At 60.7% G+C, this 14,934-nt stretch carries 16 protein-coding genes; 11 read left to right on the top strand and 5 right to left on the bottom strand.

Annotated elements, in window-relative coordinates; translation table 11 throughout:
* Positions 1–132: 132 nt before the first annotated feature.
* The 3 genes from AC13RC_RS11430 (at position 133) to AC13RC_RS11420 (ending at position 3,797) form a co-directional block, all read left to right on the top strand.
* A complete protein-coding gene (locus AC13RC_RS11430) occupies positions 133–1,926 on the top strand; it encodes an acetolactate synthase 3 large subunit (protein WP_113352010.1) in 1,794 nt (597 codons plus the stop codon).
* Between the two features lie 85 nt (positions 1,927–2,011).
* Positions 2,012–2,584 (top strand): acetolactate synthase small subunit, encoded by a 573-nt coding sequence (ilvN, locus tag AC13RC_RS11425; protein ID WP_113332962.1) that lies wholly within the window; start codon positions 2,012–2,014, stop codon positions 2,582–2,584.
* A 205-nt stretch (positions 2,585–2,789) separates the two neighbouring features.
* The gene (locus tag AC13RC_RS11420; RefSeq protein WP_488557190.1) at positions 2,790–3,797 is read left to right on the top strand and encodes a capsular polysaccharide export protein, LipB/KpsS family; all 1,008 of its coding nucleotides are present in this window, start codon (positions 2,790–2,792) and stop codon (positions 3,795–3,797) included.
* 2 nt (positions 3,798–3,799) lie between these two features.
* Here the strand turns inward: AC13RC_RS11420 and AC13RC_RS11415 are convergent, their stop codons facing one another.
* Positions 3,800–4,645, bottom strand: coding sequence for an aldo/keto reductase (locus AC13RC_RS11415; RefSeq protein ID WP_488557189.1), 846 nt, complete (start codon positions 4,643–4,645; stop codon positions 3,800–3,802).
* Positions 4,646–4,850: 205 nt separating this feature from the next.
* Here AC13RC_RS11415 and AC13RC_RS11410 point away from each other — a divergent pair, with 205 nt between their 5' ends.
* From AC13RC_RS11410 to AC13RC_RS11385, 6 genes are all read left to right on the top strand, one after another.
* Positions 4,851–5,444 (top strand): LysE family translocator, encoded by a 594-nt coding sequence (locus AC13RC_RS11410; RefSeq protein ID WP_488557188.1) that lies wholly within the window; start codon positions 4,851–4,853, stop codon positions 5,442–5,444.
* Positions 5,445–5,467: 23 nt separating this feature from the next.
* Positions 5,468–6,112, top strand: coding sequence for a nitrile hydratase subunit alpha (gene nthA, locus AC13RC_RS11405; protein WP_269244851.1), 645 nt, complete (start codon positions 5,468–5,470; stop codon positions 6,110–6,112).
* A complete protein-coding gene (gene nthB, locus AC13RC_RS11400) occupies positions 6,109–6,768 on the top strand; it encodes a nitrile hydratase subunit beta (protein WP_488557187.1) in 660 nt (219 codons plus the stop codon). Before nthA ends, nthB begins: the two co-directional genes overlap by 4 nt.
* Positions 6,755–7,132: a nitrile hydratase accessory protein gene (locus AC13RC_RS11395; RefSeq protein WP_183810875.1), complete on the top strand. Its 378-nt coding sequence runs from the start codon at positions 6,755–6,757 to the stop codon at positions 7,130–7,132. Before nthB ends, AC13RC_RS11395 begins: the two co-directional genes overlap by 14 nt.
* Positions 7,133–7,198: 66 nt before the next feature.
* Positions 7,199–8,326 (top strand): ATP-dependent DNA helicase, encoded by a 1,128-nt coding sequence (locus AC13RC_RS11390; RefSeq protein WP_095435208.1) that lies wholly within the window; start codon positions 7,199–7,201, stop codon positions 8,324–8,326.
* Positions 8,327–8,492: 166 nt separating this feature from the next.
* Positions 8,493–9,245: a pyridoxine 5'-phosphate synthase gene (locus tag AC13RC_RS11385; RefSeq protein ID WP_488557186.1), complete on the top strand. Its 753-nt coding sequence runs from the start codon at positions 8,493–8,495 to the stop codon at positions 9,243–9,245.
* Positions 9,246–9,603: 358 nt separating this feature from the next.
* Here AC13RC_RS11385 and AC13RC_RS11380 read toward each other — a convergent pair whose 3' ends face one another.
* Entirely contained in the window at positions 9,604–10,491 is an 888-nt protein-coding gene (locus tag AC13RC_RS11380) for an SDR family oxidoreductase (RefSeq protein WP_488557185.1), read from the bottom strand.
* Positions 10,492–10,628: 137 nt separating this feature from the next.
* Between AC13RC_RS11380 and AC13RC_RS11375 the strand changes: the two genes are divergently transcribed.
* Both AC13RC_RS11375 and AC13RC_RS11370 read left to right on the top strand, forming a co-directional pair.
* Positions 10,629–11,045 carry a winged helix-turn-helix transcriptional regulator gene (locus AC13RC_RS11375; protein WP_488557184.1) on the top strand — a complete coding sequence of 139 codons (417 nt, stop codon included), beginning with the start codon at positions 10,629–10,631 and terminating at the stop codon, positions 11,043–11,045.
* Positions 11,046–11,055: 10 nt separating this feature from the next.
* Positions 11,056–12,303, top strand: a complete 1,248-nt coding sequence (locus AC13RC_RS11370; RefSeq protein ID WP_488557183.1) for an FAD-dependent oxidoreductase — start codon at positions 11,056–11,058, stop codon at positions 12,301–12,303.
* 88 nt (positions 12,304–12,391) lie between these two features.
* Here AC13RC_RS11370 and AC13RC_RS11365 read toward each other — a convergent pair whose 3' ends face one another.
* The 3 genes from AC13RC_RS11365 to AC13RC_RS11355 all read right to left on the bottom strand — a co-directional run bounded on the left by AC13RC_RS11365 (position 12,392) and on the right by AC13RC_RS11355 (position 14,884).
* Positions 12,392–13,618 (bottom strand): MFS transporter, encoded by a 1,227-nt coding sequence (locus AC13RC_RS11365; RefSeq protein ID WP_488557182.1) that lies wholly within the window; start codon positions 13,616–13,618, stop codon positions 12,392–12,394.
* A 53-nt stretch (positions 13,619–13,671) separates the two neighbouring features.
* Positions 13,672–14,289, bottom strand: a complete 618-nt coding sequence (locus AC13RC_RS11360; RefSeq protein ID WP_113332976.1) for a TetR/AcrR family transcriptional regulator — start codon at positions 14,287–14,289, stop codon at positions 13,672–13,674.
* A gap of 88 nt (positions 14,290–14,377) precedes the next feature.
* Positions 14,378–14,884: a GNAT family N-acetyltransferase gene (locus tag AC13RC_RS11355; protein ID WP_488493609.1), complete on the bottom strand. Its 507-nt coding sequence runs from the start codon at positions 14,882–14,884 to the stop codon at positions 14,378–14,380.
* Positions 14,885–14,934: the final 50 nt, after the last annotated feature.

The raw sequence follows: 14,934 nt of genomic DNA, 5'->3' as shown, positions 1-14,934 counted from the left end.
TGGGCAGGATGGTGTAACCATCCGGCGACAGCCACCCATGCGCTAGATGACAGGCTCCCTAAGGGGCCTTTTTTTATGCCCGAAATCGAGATTTCATCTTTCCAAACCTCCAGCAGACAGCGGAACAAACGTATGACCGGCACAGATAATCAGGCGAGCGGCAATCGAATGACAGGCGCGGAGATCGTGCTGCGGGCGCTCAAGGACAACGGCGTCGAGCACATCTTCGGTTATCCGGGCGGCGCTGTGCTTCCGATCTATGACGAAATCTTCCAGCAGGACGACATCAAGCACATTCTCGTCCGCCACGAGCAGGGTGCCGGCCATGCGGCCGAAGGCTATGCCCGCTCCACCGGCAAGGTCGGCGTCATGCTGGTTACCTCGGGTCCTGGTGCTACCAATGCGGTCACGCCGCTGCAGGATGCCTTGATGGATTCGATCCCGCTCGTTTGTCTCAGCGGTCAGGTCCCGACCACGCTGATCGGCTCTGACGCCTTCCAGGAATGCGATACGGTCGGAATCACGCGGCCTTGCACCAAGCACAACTGGCTGGTCAAGGACGTCAATGAGCTGGCAGCGGTCATTCATGAAGCCTTCCGCATCGCCCAGTCGGGTCGTCCGGGTCCCGTCGTCGTCGACATTCCGAAGGACATCCAATTCGCAACCGGCACATACACGCCGCCGGAAGCGCATCACGTCCAGAAGAGCTATCAGCCGAAGATGCAGGGCGATCTCAACAAGATCACGCAGGCGATCGAGCTGATGAAAAATGCCCGTCGTCCGGTCATCTATTCCGGTGGTGGCGTCGTCAATTCCGGCCCGGAAGCCTGCAAGCTGCTGCGCGAGCTGGTCGAGCTGACCGACTTCCCGATCACTTCGACGCTGATGGGCCTCGGCGCTTATCCGGCTTCCGGCAAGAACTGGCTCGGCATGCTCGGCATGCATGGTTCCTACGAGGCCAACATGGCGATGCATGATTGCGACGTCATGGTCTGCATCGGCGCCCGCTTCGACGACCGCATTACCGGCCGTCTGAATGCTTTTTCGCCGAATTCGAAGAAGATCCATATCGATATCGATCCGTCCTCGATCAACAAGAATGTCCGCGTCGATGTCGGCATTCTCGGCGATGTCGGCAATGTTCTGGAAGATATGGTTCGCCTGTGGCGTGCACTGCCGCAGAAGCCTGCCGCAGAGCGTTTGGGCGATTGGTGGGCTGATGTTGCCCGCTGGCGCGCGCGCAACTCGTTCGCCTACAAGCCGAGCGACGATGTCATCATGCCGCAATATGCGATCCAGCGTCTCTATGAGCTGACGAAGCATCGCGATACCTACATCACCACAGAAGTCGGCCAGCATCAGATGTGGGCGGCGCAGTTCTACGGCTTCGAACAGCCGAACCGCTGGATGACCTCGGGCGGCCTCGGCACCATGGGCTATGGTTTGCCGGCAGCGCTCGGCGTTCAGATCGCACATCCGGAGAGCCTGGTCATCGATATTGCCGGCGATGCCTCGATCCAGATGTGCATTCAGGAAATGTCGGCTGCGATCCAGCACAATGCGCCGATCAAGATCTTCATCCTGAACAATCAGTACATGGGCATGGTTCGCCAGTGGCAGCAGCTGCTGCACGGCAATCGTCTCTCCAATTCCTACACGGAAGCGATGCCCGATTTCGTCAAGCTTGCGGAAGCCTATGGCGCTGTCGGCCTGCGTTGCGAAAAGCCGGGTGATCTCGATGCCGCCATTCAGGAGATGATCGACGTCAAGAAGCCGGTCATCTTCGATTGCCGCGTCGCCAATCTCGCCAACTGCTTCCCGATGATCCCCTCGGGCAAGGCGCATAATGAAATGCTGCTGCCTGATGAGGCGACCGACGAGGCCGTCGCCAACGCCATCGACGCCAAGGGTCGCCAGCTGGTTTGATCGATAGCTGGGGTGCAGCAGGAGCCGCGCCCCAACGGATCTCGCTGGCATACCGAATAAGAACCGAGGAAACGGAACAAGGATCATGAACGCACACCTTCAACCCACGGGCTCCGCCTATTTCATTTCGCCGGAAACCGCGGCGGCCGAGAGCCATACGCTTTCGGTGCTCGTCGATAACGAGCCAGGCGTTCTCGCCCGCGTCATCGGCCTCTTTTCCGGCCGAGGCTACAACATCGAGAGCCTCACGGTTTCCGAGACGGAACATCAGGCGCATCTGTCGCGTATCACCATCGTGACGCGCGGCACGCCGCAGGTGCTGGAGCAGATCAAGGCGCAGCTTGAGCGCATCGTTCCCGTTCACCGCGTCGTCGACCTGACGGTACGCGCCCGCGAACTCGGCCAGGAGCGGCCGATCGAGCGCGAAGTGGCGTTGCTGAAGGTGACCGGAAGCGGCGAGACTCGTGCCGAGACGCTGCGGCTCGCCGACGCTTTCCACGCCAAGGTGGTGGATGCGACCGTCGAGCACTTCATTTTCGAGATCACCGGCAAGTCCTCGAAAATCGACCAGTTCATCGCCATCGTTAAGCCGCTCGGCCTTATCGAAGTCTGCCGCACCGGCATCGCTGCGATGAACCGTGGCTCGCAGGGAATGTAAGAGCCTGCAGTGTTGAGGGGGTACTCGCATATGAGGGAAATCGGCGCTGCAAATTCCTTCTCCCCTCGGGGAGAAGGTGACCCGAAGGGTCGGATGAGGGGAGCTTTCCGATTTGAATTCGCGGGTTTTCGCACTCCTGGCAGGCACCCCCTCATCCGCCTGACGGCACCTTCTCCCCGAGGGGAGAAGAGGAAACGCGGCAACGATGGCTGAGATCGGCGACAAGCCGTGGCATCCGCCGGCTGGCATGCGTCTCGGCGCGGCGCCCTTCGTGCGCGGTGACTTTCCCTGGCTTGGGCATTATTTCGGCTCGCAGAAACTGGCCTCGATCCTTTCTCCCGGAATTGGCGGCGTCCTGTCCTGGGGTGGCCGTGCGCCGGCCAAGGTGGCAGACGGGATTGCGCGGTTTCGTCGGTTGCCACATTGGCACCTCGAGGACGGCTTCCTGCGGTCGATGGGGCTTGGCAAGTCCGGCGCCATTCCGCTGTCCATCGTTATCGACGATCTCGGTCTACCCGTCGATGCAAGCAGGCACTCACGGCTTGAGCGGCTGATTGAGGGGGCGGGAGAGGCTGGAGAGCTTGGCCGCACCATCCGCGAGCAGATCGTTCTCAACAAGCTCTCGAAGTATAATCATCTCCCCCACCGATCGCCTCACATCGAGCGGACGACCAAGCGGCGCATTCTGCTGGTCGATCAGGTCGTTGGCGACGTTTCCGTCGGTCGGGCGCTCGGCTCAAAAGTCTCCTTCGAGAAGATGCTTGCCGATGCGCTGGCAACCGATGCACAATGCCTCATTCGTACTCATCCGGATGTCATGGCCGGTCTTCGTAAGGGGTATCTTACCGGATCGACTGCCAAGGGTGATGTGGTCATGATTGGCGATGCCGTGTCGGTGGCCTCCATCCTCGAAGTCGTGGACGAAGTCTGGAGTGTTTCCAGCCAGTTTGGCTTTGATGCGCTTCTGCGCGGCATTCCGGTTCGCTGCTATGCCGCACCCTTTTATGCGGGCTGGGGAGTGACCGAGGATCATTTTGGCGTTTACACCAAGGCCGCGTTTGCCGGGCGTCGAACGAAGCGGAGGACGGTCGATCAGATCGCCGCCGCCGCATTTTCACTTTATCCGACCTACCGCGATCCGGCCGACTGGCGAGAGATCGATGTCTTTCGGGCGATCGAGCTGATCGTCGCGCAGCAGAAGGCGGCTGCCTGAACCTACAGCATGTCCAATGACTTCTTTCGCGACGGCGGCGGGAAGGCGGCGTCGAGCACGGCCCAATCCTCGTCGGTGATATCAATATCGACAGAATCACGGTTTTCCTCGATGCGCTGAGGGTTCGAGGACTTCGGGATTGCTATCACGCCGTCGCGTTCCAGCAGAAAGGCAAGCGCGACCTGCGCCGGTGTCGCCTGATAGGTCTTGGCGACGCGGATCAGCTCGGGATGGTGGGGCAGGCGGCCTTGCTCGATCGGAGAATAGGCCATGATCGGAATGCTGCGCTCCTGGCACCAGGGCAAGAGGTCGTATTCGATGCCGCGTCGGGAGAGATTGTAGAGTACCTGGTTGGCGGCGACATTGCCGCCGTTCGGCACGGAAAGCAGCTCGTCCATATCCGCGACATCGAAGTTCGACACGCCCCAAGCCTCGATCTTGCCCGCCGCCTTGAGGTCTTCGAAGGCTTCCACTGTTTCTTCCAGCGGATAGTTACCGCGCCAATGCAGCAGATAGAGATCGATGCGATCGGTATTCAGGCGCTTCAGGCTGCGTTCGCAGGCTGCAACCGCGCCCTTGCGGCTCGCATTGGCGGGATAGACCTTGCTGACGAGGAAAACCTCGTCGCGGCGGCCCTCAATCGCCTTGCCGACGATCTCCTCCGAGCCGCCGTCTGCGTACATCTCAGCCGTGTCGATCAGCGTCATGCCGAGATCGAGGCCGGTTTTCAGGCTGGCGATCTCATCCCTGGCGGTTGCTGCATTCTCGCCCATATTCCAGGTGCCCTGGCCAAGCGCCGGAACCTGAATGCCGGAGGGAAGGGCGACAGTTGGAATGGGCTCGCGCATGGTTTTTCCTTGCTACAGAAAACCGAAGGATAGGGGCATTCGACCGGATTTCAATCGGCATCCGTCCTGTCACGGTGACAATCATCCTATGGCTTTCGTATGGCCGGCGAACTAATGTCGCACCGTCATGCGCCGTCGCATTTTTGCGCGCGCGAAAAGAACTTTGGATGCCGCCTTGTCACAATACGGTGTCCTGGGAGGCATCATGGCGCTGGATACATTTCTGGCTCTTCTACTTTTTGCATTCACGACCTCGATCACGCCAGGACCGAACAACATGATGTTGTTTACCTCCGGTGTGAACTTCGGTTTCCGGCGCACCATTCCACACATGCTCGGCATCGGCGTCGGCTTTTTTGTGCTGCTGATTGCAGTGGGATTGGGGTTGGGTGCGCTTCTGCACACGGTGCCCGTGCTTTACACCACGCTGAAATTTGCCGGCGGGGCCTATCTCCTCTGGATTGCCTGGAAGATCGGCACCTCGCGCAGCCTGAGCGAGGCGGAAAGCGATGCAAAGCCGATGAGTTTCATCAGCGCTGCTGCGTTCCAATGGGTCAATCCCAAGGCGTGGGTGATGGCTGTCACCGCCATGGCCACTTACACTAACGAACAGCTCTATCTCTTCACGGTCCTTGTCGTCGGATTCGCATTTGCCGCTGTGAACGTCCCGAGCGTATCGACCTGGGCCGGCTTCGGCTCCGTCCTGCGCGATTGGCTCTCCGATCCCATCAGGCTGAAATGGTTCAATATAACCATGGCCATTCTGCTGGTGCTCAGTCTCTGGCCGATGCTAAAGTAGGTGCAAAGAGACAGGAGACGGCCATGTCCCACGGGCACTCGCATGATGATGACGATCATCATCACCATCACCACGACAACCACTATTCGGATATGCAGGCGCGCGTGAAGGCGCTGGAGACGCTGCTGACCGAAAAGGGGCTGATCGACCCGGCGGCGATCGACCGCATCGTCGAGACCTACGAGACGAAGGTCGGGCCGCGCAATGGGGCGCAGGTGGTGGCGAAAGCCTGGAGCGATCCCGACTTCGCCGATTGGCTGCGGCGTGACGCGACGGCGGCGATTGCGAGCCTCGGTTTTACAGGCCGCCAAGGCGAGCATATGCGTGCGGTGTTCAATACGCCGGAAACGCATAACCTGATCGTCTGCACGCTTTGCTCCTGCTATCCGTGGGCCGTACTCGGGCTGCCGCCGGTCTGGTATAAGGCTCCGGCCTATCGCTCCCGCGCGGTGATCGATCCGCGTGGCGTGCTCGCCGAATTCGGCCTGACATTGCCGCAGGAGACGAAGATCCGCGTCTGGGATTCGACGGCCGAACTTCGCTACCTGGTAATCCCCGAGCGGCCGGCCGGTTCCGAAGGCATGGACGAGGCGGCGCTTGCGGATCTCGTCAGCCGCGACGCCATGATCGGAACCGCGCTCGCAAAGGCGCCGGAGGCAACGCTATGAATGGTCCACACGATCTCGGCGGTCAGATGGGGTTCGGCCCGGTCGCCCCGGAGCCGAATGAGCCCTATTTCCATGCCGAATGGGAAAAGCGGGCGCTCGGCATCACGCTTTCCTGCGGCGCCTTCGGTGCATGGACCATCGACGAAAGCCGGCATGCGCGCGAAAACATTCCGCCGGCGAGCTATCTCGGCGCCAGCTATTATGAGATCTGGACTCGTGCCGTCGATATGCTCCTGGAGCGGCATGGTTTTGCGACGGCCGAGGAGTTGCGCAGCGGTCACTCGCTCGAACAGGGCAGGGTGCCGAAGCGGGTTCTGACGGCTGACATGGTCGACGGTGTGCTGGCCAAGGGCGGTCCCTGCGATCGACCAGTCGATACTGCACCGCTTTTCGCTGTCGGCGATCATGTTCGCACGAAGAACTTCAACCCGACCGGCCACACAAGGTTACCGCGCTATGCCCGCGCAAAGACGGGTGTCATCGAAGCGGTGCAGGGCTCCTTCGTCTTCCCCGACGACAATGCCCATGGCCGCGGCGAAAATCCGCAATGGGTCTATACGGTCGTCTTCAACGGTGCCGAGATCTGGGGCGAGGGCGCCGATCCCTCGTTGACCGTCTCGATCGACGCTTGGGAGAGCTATCTTGAGCGCGTGTAAGGTGACGTCGCCTCTGGCACAATCCCCCGGATTGCCGAAGTCTGTCGATGGAGAGCCGATCTTTCCGGAACCTTGGGCGGCAGAGGCTTTCGCCATGACAGTTCATTTGCATGAGCAGGGCCTGTTTGACTGGAGCGAATGGGCGGAACGGCTGTCCGGCGAGTTGCACAAGCCCGGCCGCGCGATTGACGGCAGCGACTATTTCGATTGCTGGGTGGCGGCTCTGTCCGGCTTGCTGGTGTCAAAGGGTATCGCGGATGCCAACGCGATCTTGGCCCTGCAACAAAGCTGGCAGCGTGCGGCGGAGGCCACGCCGCATGGTAAGCCGATTGTGCTTGAAAACGATCCTCAATACACGACATAAGCGCGTGGTGGCGGCGACGGCTTTTTACCGCTTGCTTCCATCAACCGAATCCTGCCAAGTCGAACCATGCAATTCGCGCCACAACAAGATGAAGCGCTCAAGGCCGTCGCAAACTGGCTGAAAGAGGGGCGCTCGCCGTTGTTCCGTCTGTTCGGCTATGCCGGTACGGGCAAGACGACACTTGCGCGGCATTTCGCCGAGCATGTGGATGGCGAAGTGCTGTTCGCTGCCTTTACCGGCAAGGCGGCGCAGGTGCTGCGTTCGCGTGGCGCCTCGAACGCCAAGACCATTCATTCGTTGATCTACCGGCCGCGCGGCGAGGAAGCCGTTGAGGACGAAGAGACAGGCAAGACATCGATTGCCCCGATGTTCACGATCAACCGTCAGAGCCCGGTTGCCAAGGCCGCGCTGATCATCGTCGACGAATGCTCGATGGTGGACGAAGCGCTCGGCAAGGATCTGATGAGTTTTGGCACACCCATTCTGGTGCTCGGCGATCCCGGGCAGCTGCCGCCGGTGTCCGGCGGCGGTTTCTTCACGAATGAGGAGCCGGATTATCTTCTGACGGACATTCACCGCCAGGCACGCGACAATCCGATCATCCAGCTCGCCATGCAGGTGCGTGAGGGCAAGGAAATCATGCATGGCGACTATGGCACCGCACAGGTGATCTCGAAGAACGAGGTCACGCAGCCGCTGGTGCTGGAGGCCGATCAGGTGCTTGTCGGCACCAACAGGACGCGCCGGCGCTACAATCAGCGTCTGCGTGAGCTCAAGGGTTTTACGGCCGATTATCCGCAATCCGGCGACAAGCTGGTCTGCCTGCGCAACGACCCCGCCAAGGGGTTGCTCAACGGCTCGCTCTGGCAGGTGATGACCTCTTCCAGGGAAACGACGAAGCCGGGTATCAATCTACTGGTGCGTCCGGAAGATGACGACATGGATCGCGGGGCAGCGAAGATCAAGCTCTTGAAGCAGGCCTTCGAGGATGTCGAGGGCGAGATCCCGTGGTCGACGCGCAAGCGCTACGACGAATTCGATTACGGCTATGCGCTGACCGTCCATAAGGCCCAGGGTTCGCAGTGGAACAATGTCGTGCTGTTCGATGAGAGCTGGGCGTTCCGCGATACGCGGGAGCGTTGGCTCTACACGGCGATCACCCGTGCCGCCGAGACGCTGACGATCGTTCGTTAACAGGACATCCTGAGTCTTGCCTGAGAGATGTCGCGCCCCGGTGACTTGGTTCGATCTTCTCCATCAAAGTTTTACATGGGTTGATGTCGGAATCTCGTTGGTTTTGCTGTACATAATGACATAAAACGGCTGCTATCATCCGCTTTGAAAATCAGGGATTTCGATCATGCCCGCCAAGCTTTCCGTGAACCTCAACGCCATCGCGATGCTGCGCAACCGGCGTGATCTTCCCTGGCCGAGCGTCACAGGTTTGGGCCGTATCGCGCTTGCCGCCGGCGCCAGCGGTCTGACCGTTCATCCGCGTCCCGATCAGCGGCATGTCCGCTTTTCCGACCTGCCCGATATCCGCGCGCTGATCGATGACGAGTTTCCGGAAGCGGAATTCAATATCGAGGGCTATCCGAGCGACGAATTCTTCGATCTCTGTGCTTCGGCGGAGCCCGAGCAGGTGACGCTCGTGCCCGACGACCCCGCGCAGGCGACATCGGACCATGGCTGGGATTTTCGCAAGAACCGCGAGCTGCTAGTCGACGTCGTCGCCAAATACAAGACGATCGGCTGCCGCGTCTCGCTATTTGCCGATGGCGATGGTGATGCCGAGGCGGTGAAGATCGCCAGGGAAGTCGGTGCGGACCGCATTGAGCTTTACACCGGCCCCTATGGCGGATGCTATAATGATCCGCAGAAGGCTGCCGTCATCCTCGAGGCGCTCGGCAAAACCGCCGATGCAGCCTTTGCCAATGGCCTCGACGTCAATGCGGGTCACGACCTGACGGTCGCCAACCTGCCGGCGCTGCTGAAGCGCATTCCGAAGCTTGCGGAGACTTCGATTGGTCATGGGCTGACTGCCGACGCGCTGGAATATGGCATGGCCGAAACAGTGCGGCGTTTTCGCCGGGCTTGCGGTCAGGCGGTTTGAGGGGAATAGGCTTGGTGCTGGTCAGGCAAGTTTGTTTTTGCCGTGCCTTCTTGCCTGGCCTCTCTTCCTAGCCTTCTCCCCGCAAGCGGGGAGAAGTGACGACAGCGCAAAATGGCGGCGGCATCACTCGATTAGAGCTTGCGCGCGAAGCACCAAAACTCCCTCGCCCCGCTTGCAGCAGGGGTATCGCATATGAGCGGAGATCGCCGCTGTCCCCTTCTCCCCAAGGGGAGAAGGAGCTTATGGTGCTCGTCCGCCTCCATATGCGATAGCCCTGCCGCTTGCGGGGAGAGGGCTGGGGTGAGGGGCCATGCGCAAGGGTGAGGCAAACGAAGCCTCACCTGACCTCTTCCAAAACTCAGCCAGCCAACGCTGCCTTATGTTCCTCGAAGAAGCTGCGCAGCGTCTGCGGCTCCTTGCCTGTGAGCTTGTTGAAGTCGTTGGTGAGGATGTCGAATTTGCCGGCGCGGGTGTTGGCGTCGGCGGAGACGAGCATGTCGACGACGAAGGGCGGCAGGCCGGCGCCGGCGAGACCGGCAGCGAACTGTTCGTCATTGACTTGCACAACCTCAAGCGGACGGCCGCTGATCCGGCTGACGACGCTTGCGACGTCCTCAATGGTGACGGCGGTCGAGCCCGTCAGCGTATAGGTGGCGCTTTCTGTCTTGTCGGAAGCCAGGGCGGCGGCGATGGCGAGTGCGCAATCTTCGCGGCTGATGTTGCTGATACGGCCGCCGCAGGTTGCTGTATACCATTTGCCGGTTTCGAGGCTGTGCGGCAGGCCCATCAGGTAGTTGTCGAAGTACCAGGCGTCGCGCAGGATCGTGTAGCCGATGCCGCTTGCCTTGATGGCGTTTTCAGTGCCGAGGTGGTCAGGTGCGAAGGTGACGAGGGAACCGTCCGGGGCTGGCATTGAGGTATAGAGAACATGCTTCACGCCCGCCTTCTTCGCGGCTTCGACGGCAGCCGTGTGTTGCTTCAGGCGCAGGCCGGGTACGGCGAGTGCATCGGTGCTGATGATCAGCAGCCGGTCGATACCGGCAAAAGCAGCAGGCAAACCAGCGGCATCATCGAAGTCGGCCTTGCGGGTGATGACGCCCTTGGCGGCGAGATCGGCAAGCTTTTCGGGGCTGCGCGTTGCGGCGACGATGCGGCCGGGAGCGACCTTGTATGTCTCCAGCAGGTGATGAATGACGCGCTGGCCAAGCTTACCGGCGGCGCCGGTGACGAGAAGAGTGCTGCTCATATGTTTTCCCTTGTTGGACCGCCGCACATTAACAGCGGTTTGTTGCTCTCAAAAAGAGACTAGCACTAGAATAGGAATTGACTTCATGGTGTAAAGGAGGCAGTTTTTGGGCTCCAAGTTACCAAAAGGGAACCGGCATGGCAGCCAGCGCCGTCGTCAGTCTGCGCAGCAAGGATCCGCCGCTGCGCGACTTCGATCTCAGCAATCTTGATTTCGGCAATTGCCCCGTCCGGGACCTGATCTCGCAGATCGGCGGAAAATGGTCGGTGCTATTGCTGGAAACACTGGCCAAGCGACCGTATCGTTTCGGCGAGTTGCGCCGCTTAGTGCCCGACATCTCCCAAAGAATGCTGACGCAAACGCTGCGCGATCTCCAGCGCGACGGCTATATCGACCGGGAGGTATTTCCCACCAAGCCGCCGAGCGTCGAATATCGGATGACAGAACTCGGCCATTCGCTGTACGAGCCGCTGGCTCATCTCCTGAATTGGGCAGAAGCCAATCACGAGGCCGTCAAGGCCGCCCGCGCCCGTTTCGATCAATCGCCGGACTGAGCCGCCCATCGTGAAGCCTTTGAAGATTGCTATCGTCGGCGCCGGACCTGCCGGCCTTGCCGCCTCTCTCTTTCTCACTCGCGCTGGTCATACCACCGATATCATCGAACGGTTCGATAGCCCGGCTCCCGTGGGTTCGGCGCTAATGCTGCAGCCGACCGGATTGACGGTGCTTGAGTCGCTTGGGCTTGGTCCGGCGATCCATGCGGCCGGCAATCGCATCGATCGATTGTTCGGCACGGAGACCACTCGCGGCCGCATCGTCCTCGATGTGCGCTACAACGCGCTGCCGGGCGGGCGCTACGGGCTTGGCGTTCATCGTGCGGCGCTGTTCGATACGCTTTACGATGAAGTCTCTGCACGGCGACATCCGATCTATACGGGACAGCGTGTTATCGGTGTGATGGAGGAGGGCGGTGAAAGCTATCTCTCCGTCGAAGGCGGTGAGCGGCTGGGACCCTATGATCTCGTCATCGACGCCAGTGGTGCGCGTTCGGAACTGGTCGCAGCCTCGCCTGTCGTGCCGCGTGCCCGCAATCTCGTTTACGGCGCTTTCTGGGCGACGCTCGGTTGCCCCGAAGGGTTGGTGGACCAAGCGGCGCTGACGCAGCGTTATGACAAGGCCAGCGTGATGATCGGCGTTTTGCCGATCGGCAGCAGACGGCCGGATTTGCCGAAGCAGGCGGCTCTGTTCTGGAGCTTGAAAGTCGCTGACGCCGATGAGGTGCGCAAGCGTGGGCTTGAGCGATGGAAGCAGACGATCCGCGGCTACTGGCCGGAATGCGAGCCCTTACTGGAGCAGATCATCGATTGGGACCAACTGACCCTGGCGCGCTATGCCCACCGCACTGTGATGACGCCCTATAGCGGACGGACTGTCTTCGTCGGCGATGCGGCTCATTCCACCAGCCCGCAGCTGGGGCAGGGTGCCAATATGGCGCTGCTCGATGTCGCGGCTCTGGCGCATGCTCTGGCAGGACATGAAACGATCGAAGCCGCTCTTGCTGCCTATGCCAAGGCACGGCGGATGCATGTGCGGCTGTTCCAGCTGCTGTCTGCCGCTTTCACGCCTTTCTACCAATCGGACTCTGCAGCATTGGCCTGGATCCGCGACCGGCTGGTCGCGACCATCGCCAAGGTGCCGCCGGCGCCGCAGATCCTGGCGGGCATCGTTTCCGGTACGCTGGTCGATCCGTTCCACGGCGCCGGATTGCGGGAATGCGACTGGCTGCGGCAAGCCGTGCCGCAGCCGTCTTGATCAGTTCTTGCGCTCGCCTTTCCGCTTTCCTTCGAATAGCGAAAAGGCTCTATCCCTTTGTTTCCAAGCAATTCCGGACGGAAAACCACTACGCACTTTTCCTGGAATTGCTCTCGGTCAGGAAGGCAAGCAGCGCAATGACCGGGAAGGCGACGCCGATCCAGGAGGCTAGGTTCCAGCCGCCGGTCGCATAGGCCCAGCCCCCAAGCGCCGAACCGAGGGCGCCCCCCGCGAAGAAGGTCGCCATGTAGAGGCCGTTAAGGCGGCTGCGATGTTCGGCGCTGAGCGCGAAGATGGCGCGTTGGCCGAGCACGAGGTTCGTCTGAACGCCGAAGTCCAGCATGATCCCTGACAGCGTCAAGGTGATGAGTGCCAGCAACGAGCCGCTGCCGGAAAAATGGCCGATCAGGAAGGCGACGATGGCGATCGTCAGAGCGAAGGCGGTGGCAAGCTTTGTCCAGCCGCGATCGGCAACACGTCCGGCAATCGGCGAGGCGACTGCCCCCGCCGCGCCGGCAAGCGCGAAAAGGGCGATACCATTTTGCGTCAGACCGAAGGCCGGGCTCGCCAGCAAGAGTGGTGTCGTCGTCCAGAACAAGCTGAAGGCGCCGAACATGCAGGCCTGATACAGCGCCCGACGCTGCAGGACCGGCGTGCGAAGCGCGAGGTGGCCCATGGAGGACAGCAGCTGCCCATAATGCAGCCTCGTATGGGGCACGCGGGTCGGCAGAACGAGGCGCAGGATGACGATCAGCCCGATCATGACGCCGGCTGAAATGATGTAGACCGCGTGCCAGGATAAAAGCTCGGACAGGAAGCTCGCAGCCGGGCGGGCGAGCATGATGCCGACGAGCAGGCCACTCATGACATTGCCGACGACAGCGCCGCGGCTGGCGTCCGGCGCCATGTGGGCAGCAAAGGGGACAAGGACCTGCACCGCGACGGACGCCAGGCCGATGCAGAGCGAGGCGAGCAGGAACAGCGACGGCGAGGAGGCAAAAGCTGCGCCTATGAGCGCGATAGCAGATAGCGCTACCAGCGTCAGTACCAGTTTCCGGTTCTCAAGAAGGTCGCCGAGTGGGACGATCAGCAACAAGCCGAGGCCGTAGCCGATCTGCGTCAGGGTGACGATAAGGCCGGTCGCCGCCGGGCTGAAGCCGAGCGACTGGCTGATGGGACCGGCGAGCGGCTGACCATAATAGAGATTGGCGGCTACCAACCCACAGGCGGCGGCGAACATGAATGTGAGAAGCGGCGAAATGGTCTTTTCGGGGAGCGGCGTGCTCTCCCGTCGGGCAGCGGCAGTTGCGGGCATGTTTCGTCCTCGATGCGGGCAGGGAAGCGTGTTCCCAGAAATTTCGATGGAAATCAGTTCAGCAGTTTCATGGCGGTTTCGGCGACGGCGAGCATATGTTCGGCCTTGCGGCCGGTCTTGCCAATCACGCGCATACCCTTGGTCAGGGCAAGCAGAGCGCAAGCGGTACTTTCGGGATCGACATGCTTCGGTATGGAGCCATCCTCATGTCCGAGGCGGATCAGATTGAGGATGCGCCTTTCGTCGAAATCGAAGGCGACGCCGACACGACCGGCGACTTCTTCGTCGAAAAGGGCGAGCTCTGTCGCGCTTCCAACCACGAGGCAGCCGCGGCGACCGATCTCGCCGCACGAGGCCTCCGCGAAGAACCTCACCAAAGTCCGCAGCTTTTCATGGGCATTCGGCGCCTTGGCAAGCGCGTCGTCGATCAGCTGCTGACGGACTTGGCGATACCTGTTGAATGCGGCCAGGAAGACGCCGCGCTTGTCGCCGAAAGCCTTGTAGACGCTGCCTGCGGTCAGCCCCATGGCTTCGGTCAATTCGCTGATCGAGGCTGCATAATAGCCGCGCTCGGAAAAGACGCGCAGTGCTTCATCGAGCGCGGAATCCATGTCGAATTCACGCGGGCGTCCACGAAGCTTCGGTGCGGTATCGAGAGTGTCTATCGTCATGTCACTCTTTTAGGAAATGATCGTTTCCAAATCAAGCGATTTTTTGCGCCGCAGCAAGACATTGCGAGAATGGCGGCGGCTGGTTTCGTTATTCGTGGAAAAACGCCATATGGATCGCGTCTTTATAACGTCCGTCTATGCGGACGGAATTGCGTGCGAGACCCTCGCGGACGAAGCCGACTTTTTCGTAGAGCGCGATGGCTCTGTCATTGTCCGCATGGACGCTGAGTTCGATGCGTTCTATTTCCGCATCACGCGCGGCGCGCAGCGTTGCTTCGATCAAGCGACGACCTAGGCCCTTGCCGCGATAGGCGGGGATGATGCCCATGCCGAGTTTGCCGGCGTGGGCGTGAGAGGGAAACATATGGCGGCTGATATCGCACCAGCCGACCACTTTCCCATCGGCCAAGGCGACGAATTGCGGATTGCCCTTTTCGATCATACCAAGCACGAAAATGCGCGTTTCTTCCAAGGGAAAGGCTTCGAGCAGCGACAGATATTCCCGCTCGCGCGCGACCGTATCAAGCGCCTTGTGAAAGCCTTCGATATGATCGGCTGATATGGGCTGTATCCGGATTTCGCTACTTGCGGTCATCACTGGTATCTCAATGCAAATCAGGGAAGCATCGAAGATAAGGGCGAAGC

The sequence above is a fragment of the Martinezella sp. CNPSo 3890 genome (genome assembly GCF_057784455.1).
This window is presented reverse-complemented; position numbering and strand designations above follow the sequence as displayed.

What these genes read in the sequence shown, in the direction of transcription:
- AC13RC_RS11355 (WP_488493609.1), bottom strand. Translation starts at nt 14,884, where the DNA reads ATGACCGCAAGTAGCGAAATCCGGATACAGCCCATATCAGCCGATCAT.
- AC13RC_RS11380 (WP_488557185.1), bottom strand. Translation starts at nt 10,491, where the DNA reads ATGAGCAGCACTCTTCTCGTCACCGGCGCCGCCGGTAAGCTTGGCCAG.
- nthB (WP_488557187.1), top strand. Translation starts at nt 6,109, where the DNA reads ATGAATGGTCCACACGATCTCGGCGGTCAGATGGGGTTCGGCCCGGTC.
- AC13RC_RS11430 (WP_113352010.1), top strand. Translation starts at nt 133, where the DNA reads ATGACCGGCACAGATAATCAGGCGAGCGGCAATCGAATGACAGGCGCG.
- AC13RC_RS11415 (WP_488557189.1), bottom strand. Translation starts at nt 4,645, where the DNA reads ATGCGCGAGCCCATTCCAACTGTCGCCCTTCCCTCCGGCATTCAGGTT.
- ilvN (WP_113332962.1), top strand. Translation starts at nt 2,012, where the DNA reads ATGAACGCACACCTTCAACCCACGGGCTCCGCCTATTTCATTTCGCCG.
- AC13RC_RS11390 (WP_095435208.1), top strand. Translation starts at nt 7,199, where the DNA reads ATGCAATTCGCGCCACAACAAGATGAAGCGCTCAAGGCCGTCGCAAAC.
- AC13RC_RS11360 (WP_113332976.1), bottom strand. Translation starts at nt 14,289, where the DNA reads ATGACGATAGACACTCTCGATACCGCACCGAAGCTTCGTGGACGCCCG.
- AC13RC_RS11365 (WP_488557182.1), bottom strand. Translation starts at nt 13,618, where the DNA reads ATGCCCGCAACTGCCGCTGCCCGACGGGAGAGCACGCCGCTCCCCGAA.
- AC13RC_RS11385 (WP_488557186.1), top strand. Translation starts at nt 8,493, where the DNA reads ATGCCCGCCAAGCTTTCCGTGAACCTCAACGCCATCGCGATGCTGCGC.
- nthA (WP_269244851.1), top strand. Translation starts at nt 5,468, where the DNA reads ATGTCCCACGGGCACTCGCATGATGATGACGATCATCATCACCATCAC.
- AC13RC_RS11410 (WP_488557188.1), top strand. Translation starts at nt 4,851, where the DNA reads ATGGCGCTGGATACATTTCTGGCTCTTCTACTTTTTGCATTCACGACC.
- AC13RC_RS11375 (WP_488557184.1), top strand. Translation starts at nt 10,629, where the DNA reads ATGGCAGCCAGCGCCGTCGTCAGTCTGCGCAGCAAGGATCCGCCGCTG.
- AC13RC_RS11420 (WP_488557190.1), top strand. Translation starts at nt 2,790, where the DNA reads ATGGCTGAGATCGGCGACAAGCCGTGGCATCCGCCGGCTGGCATGCGT.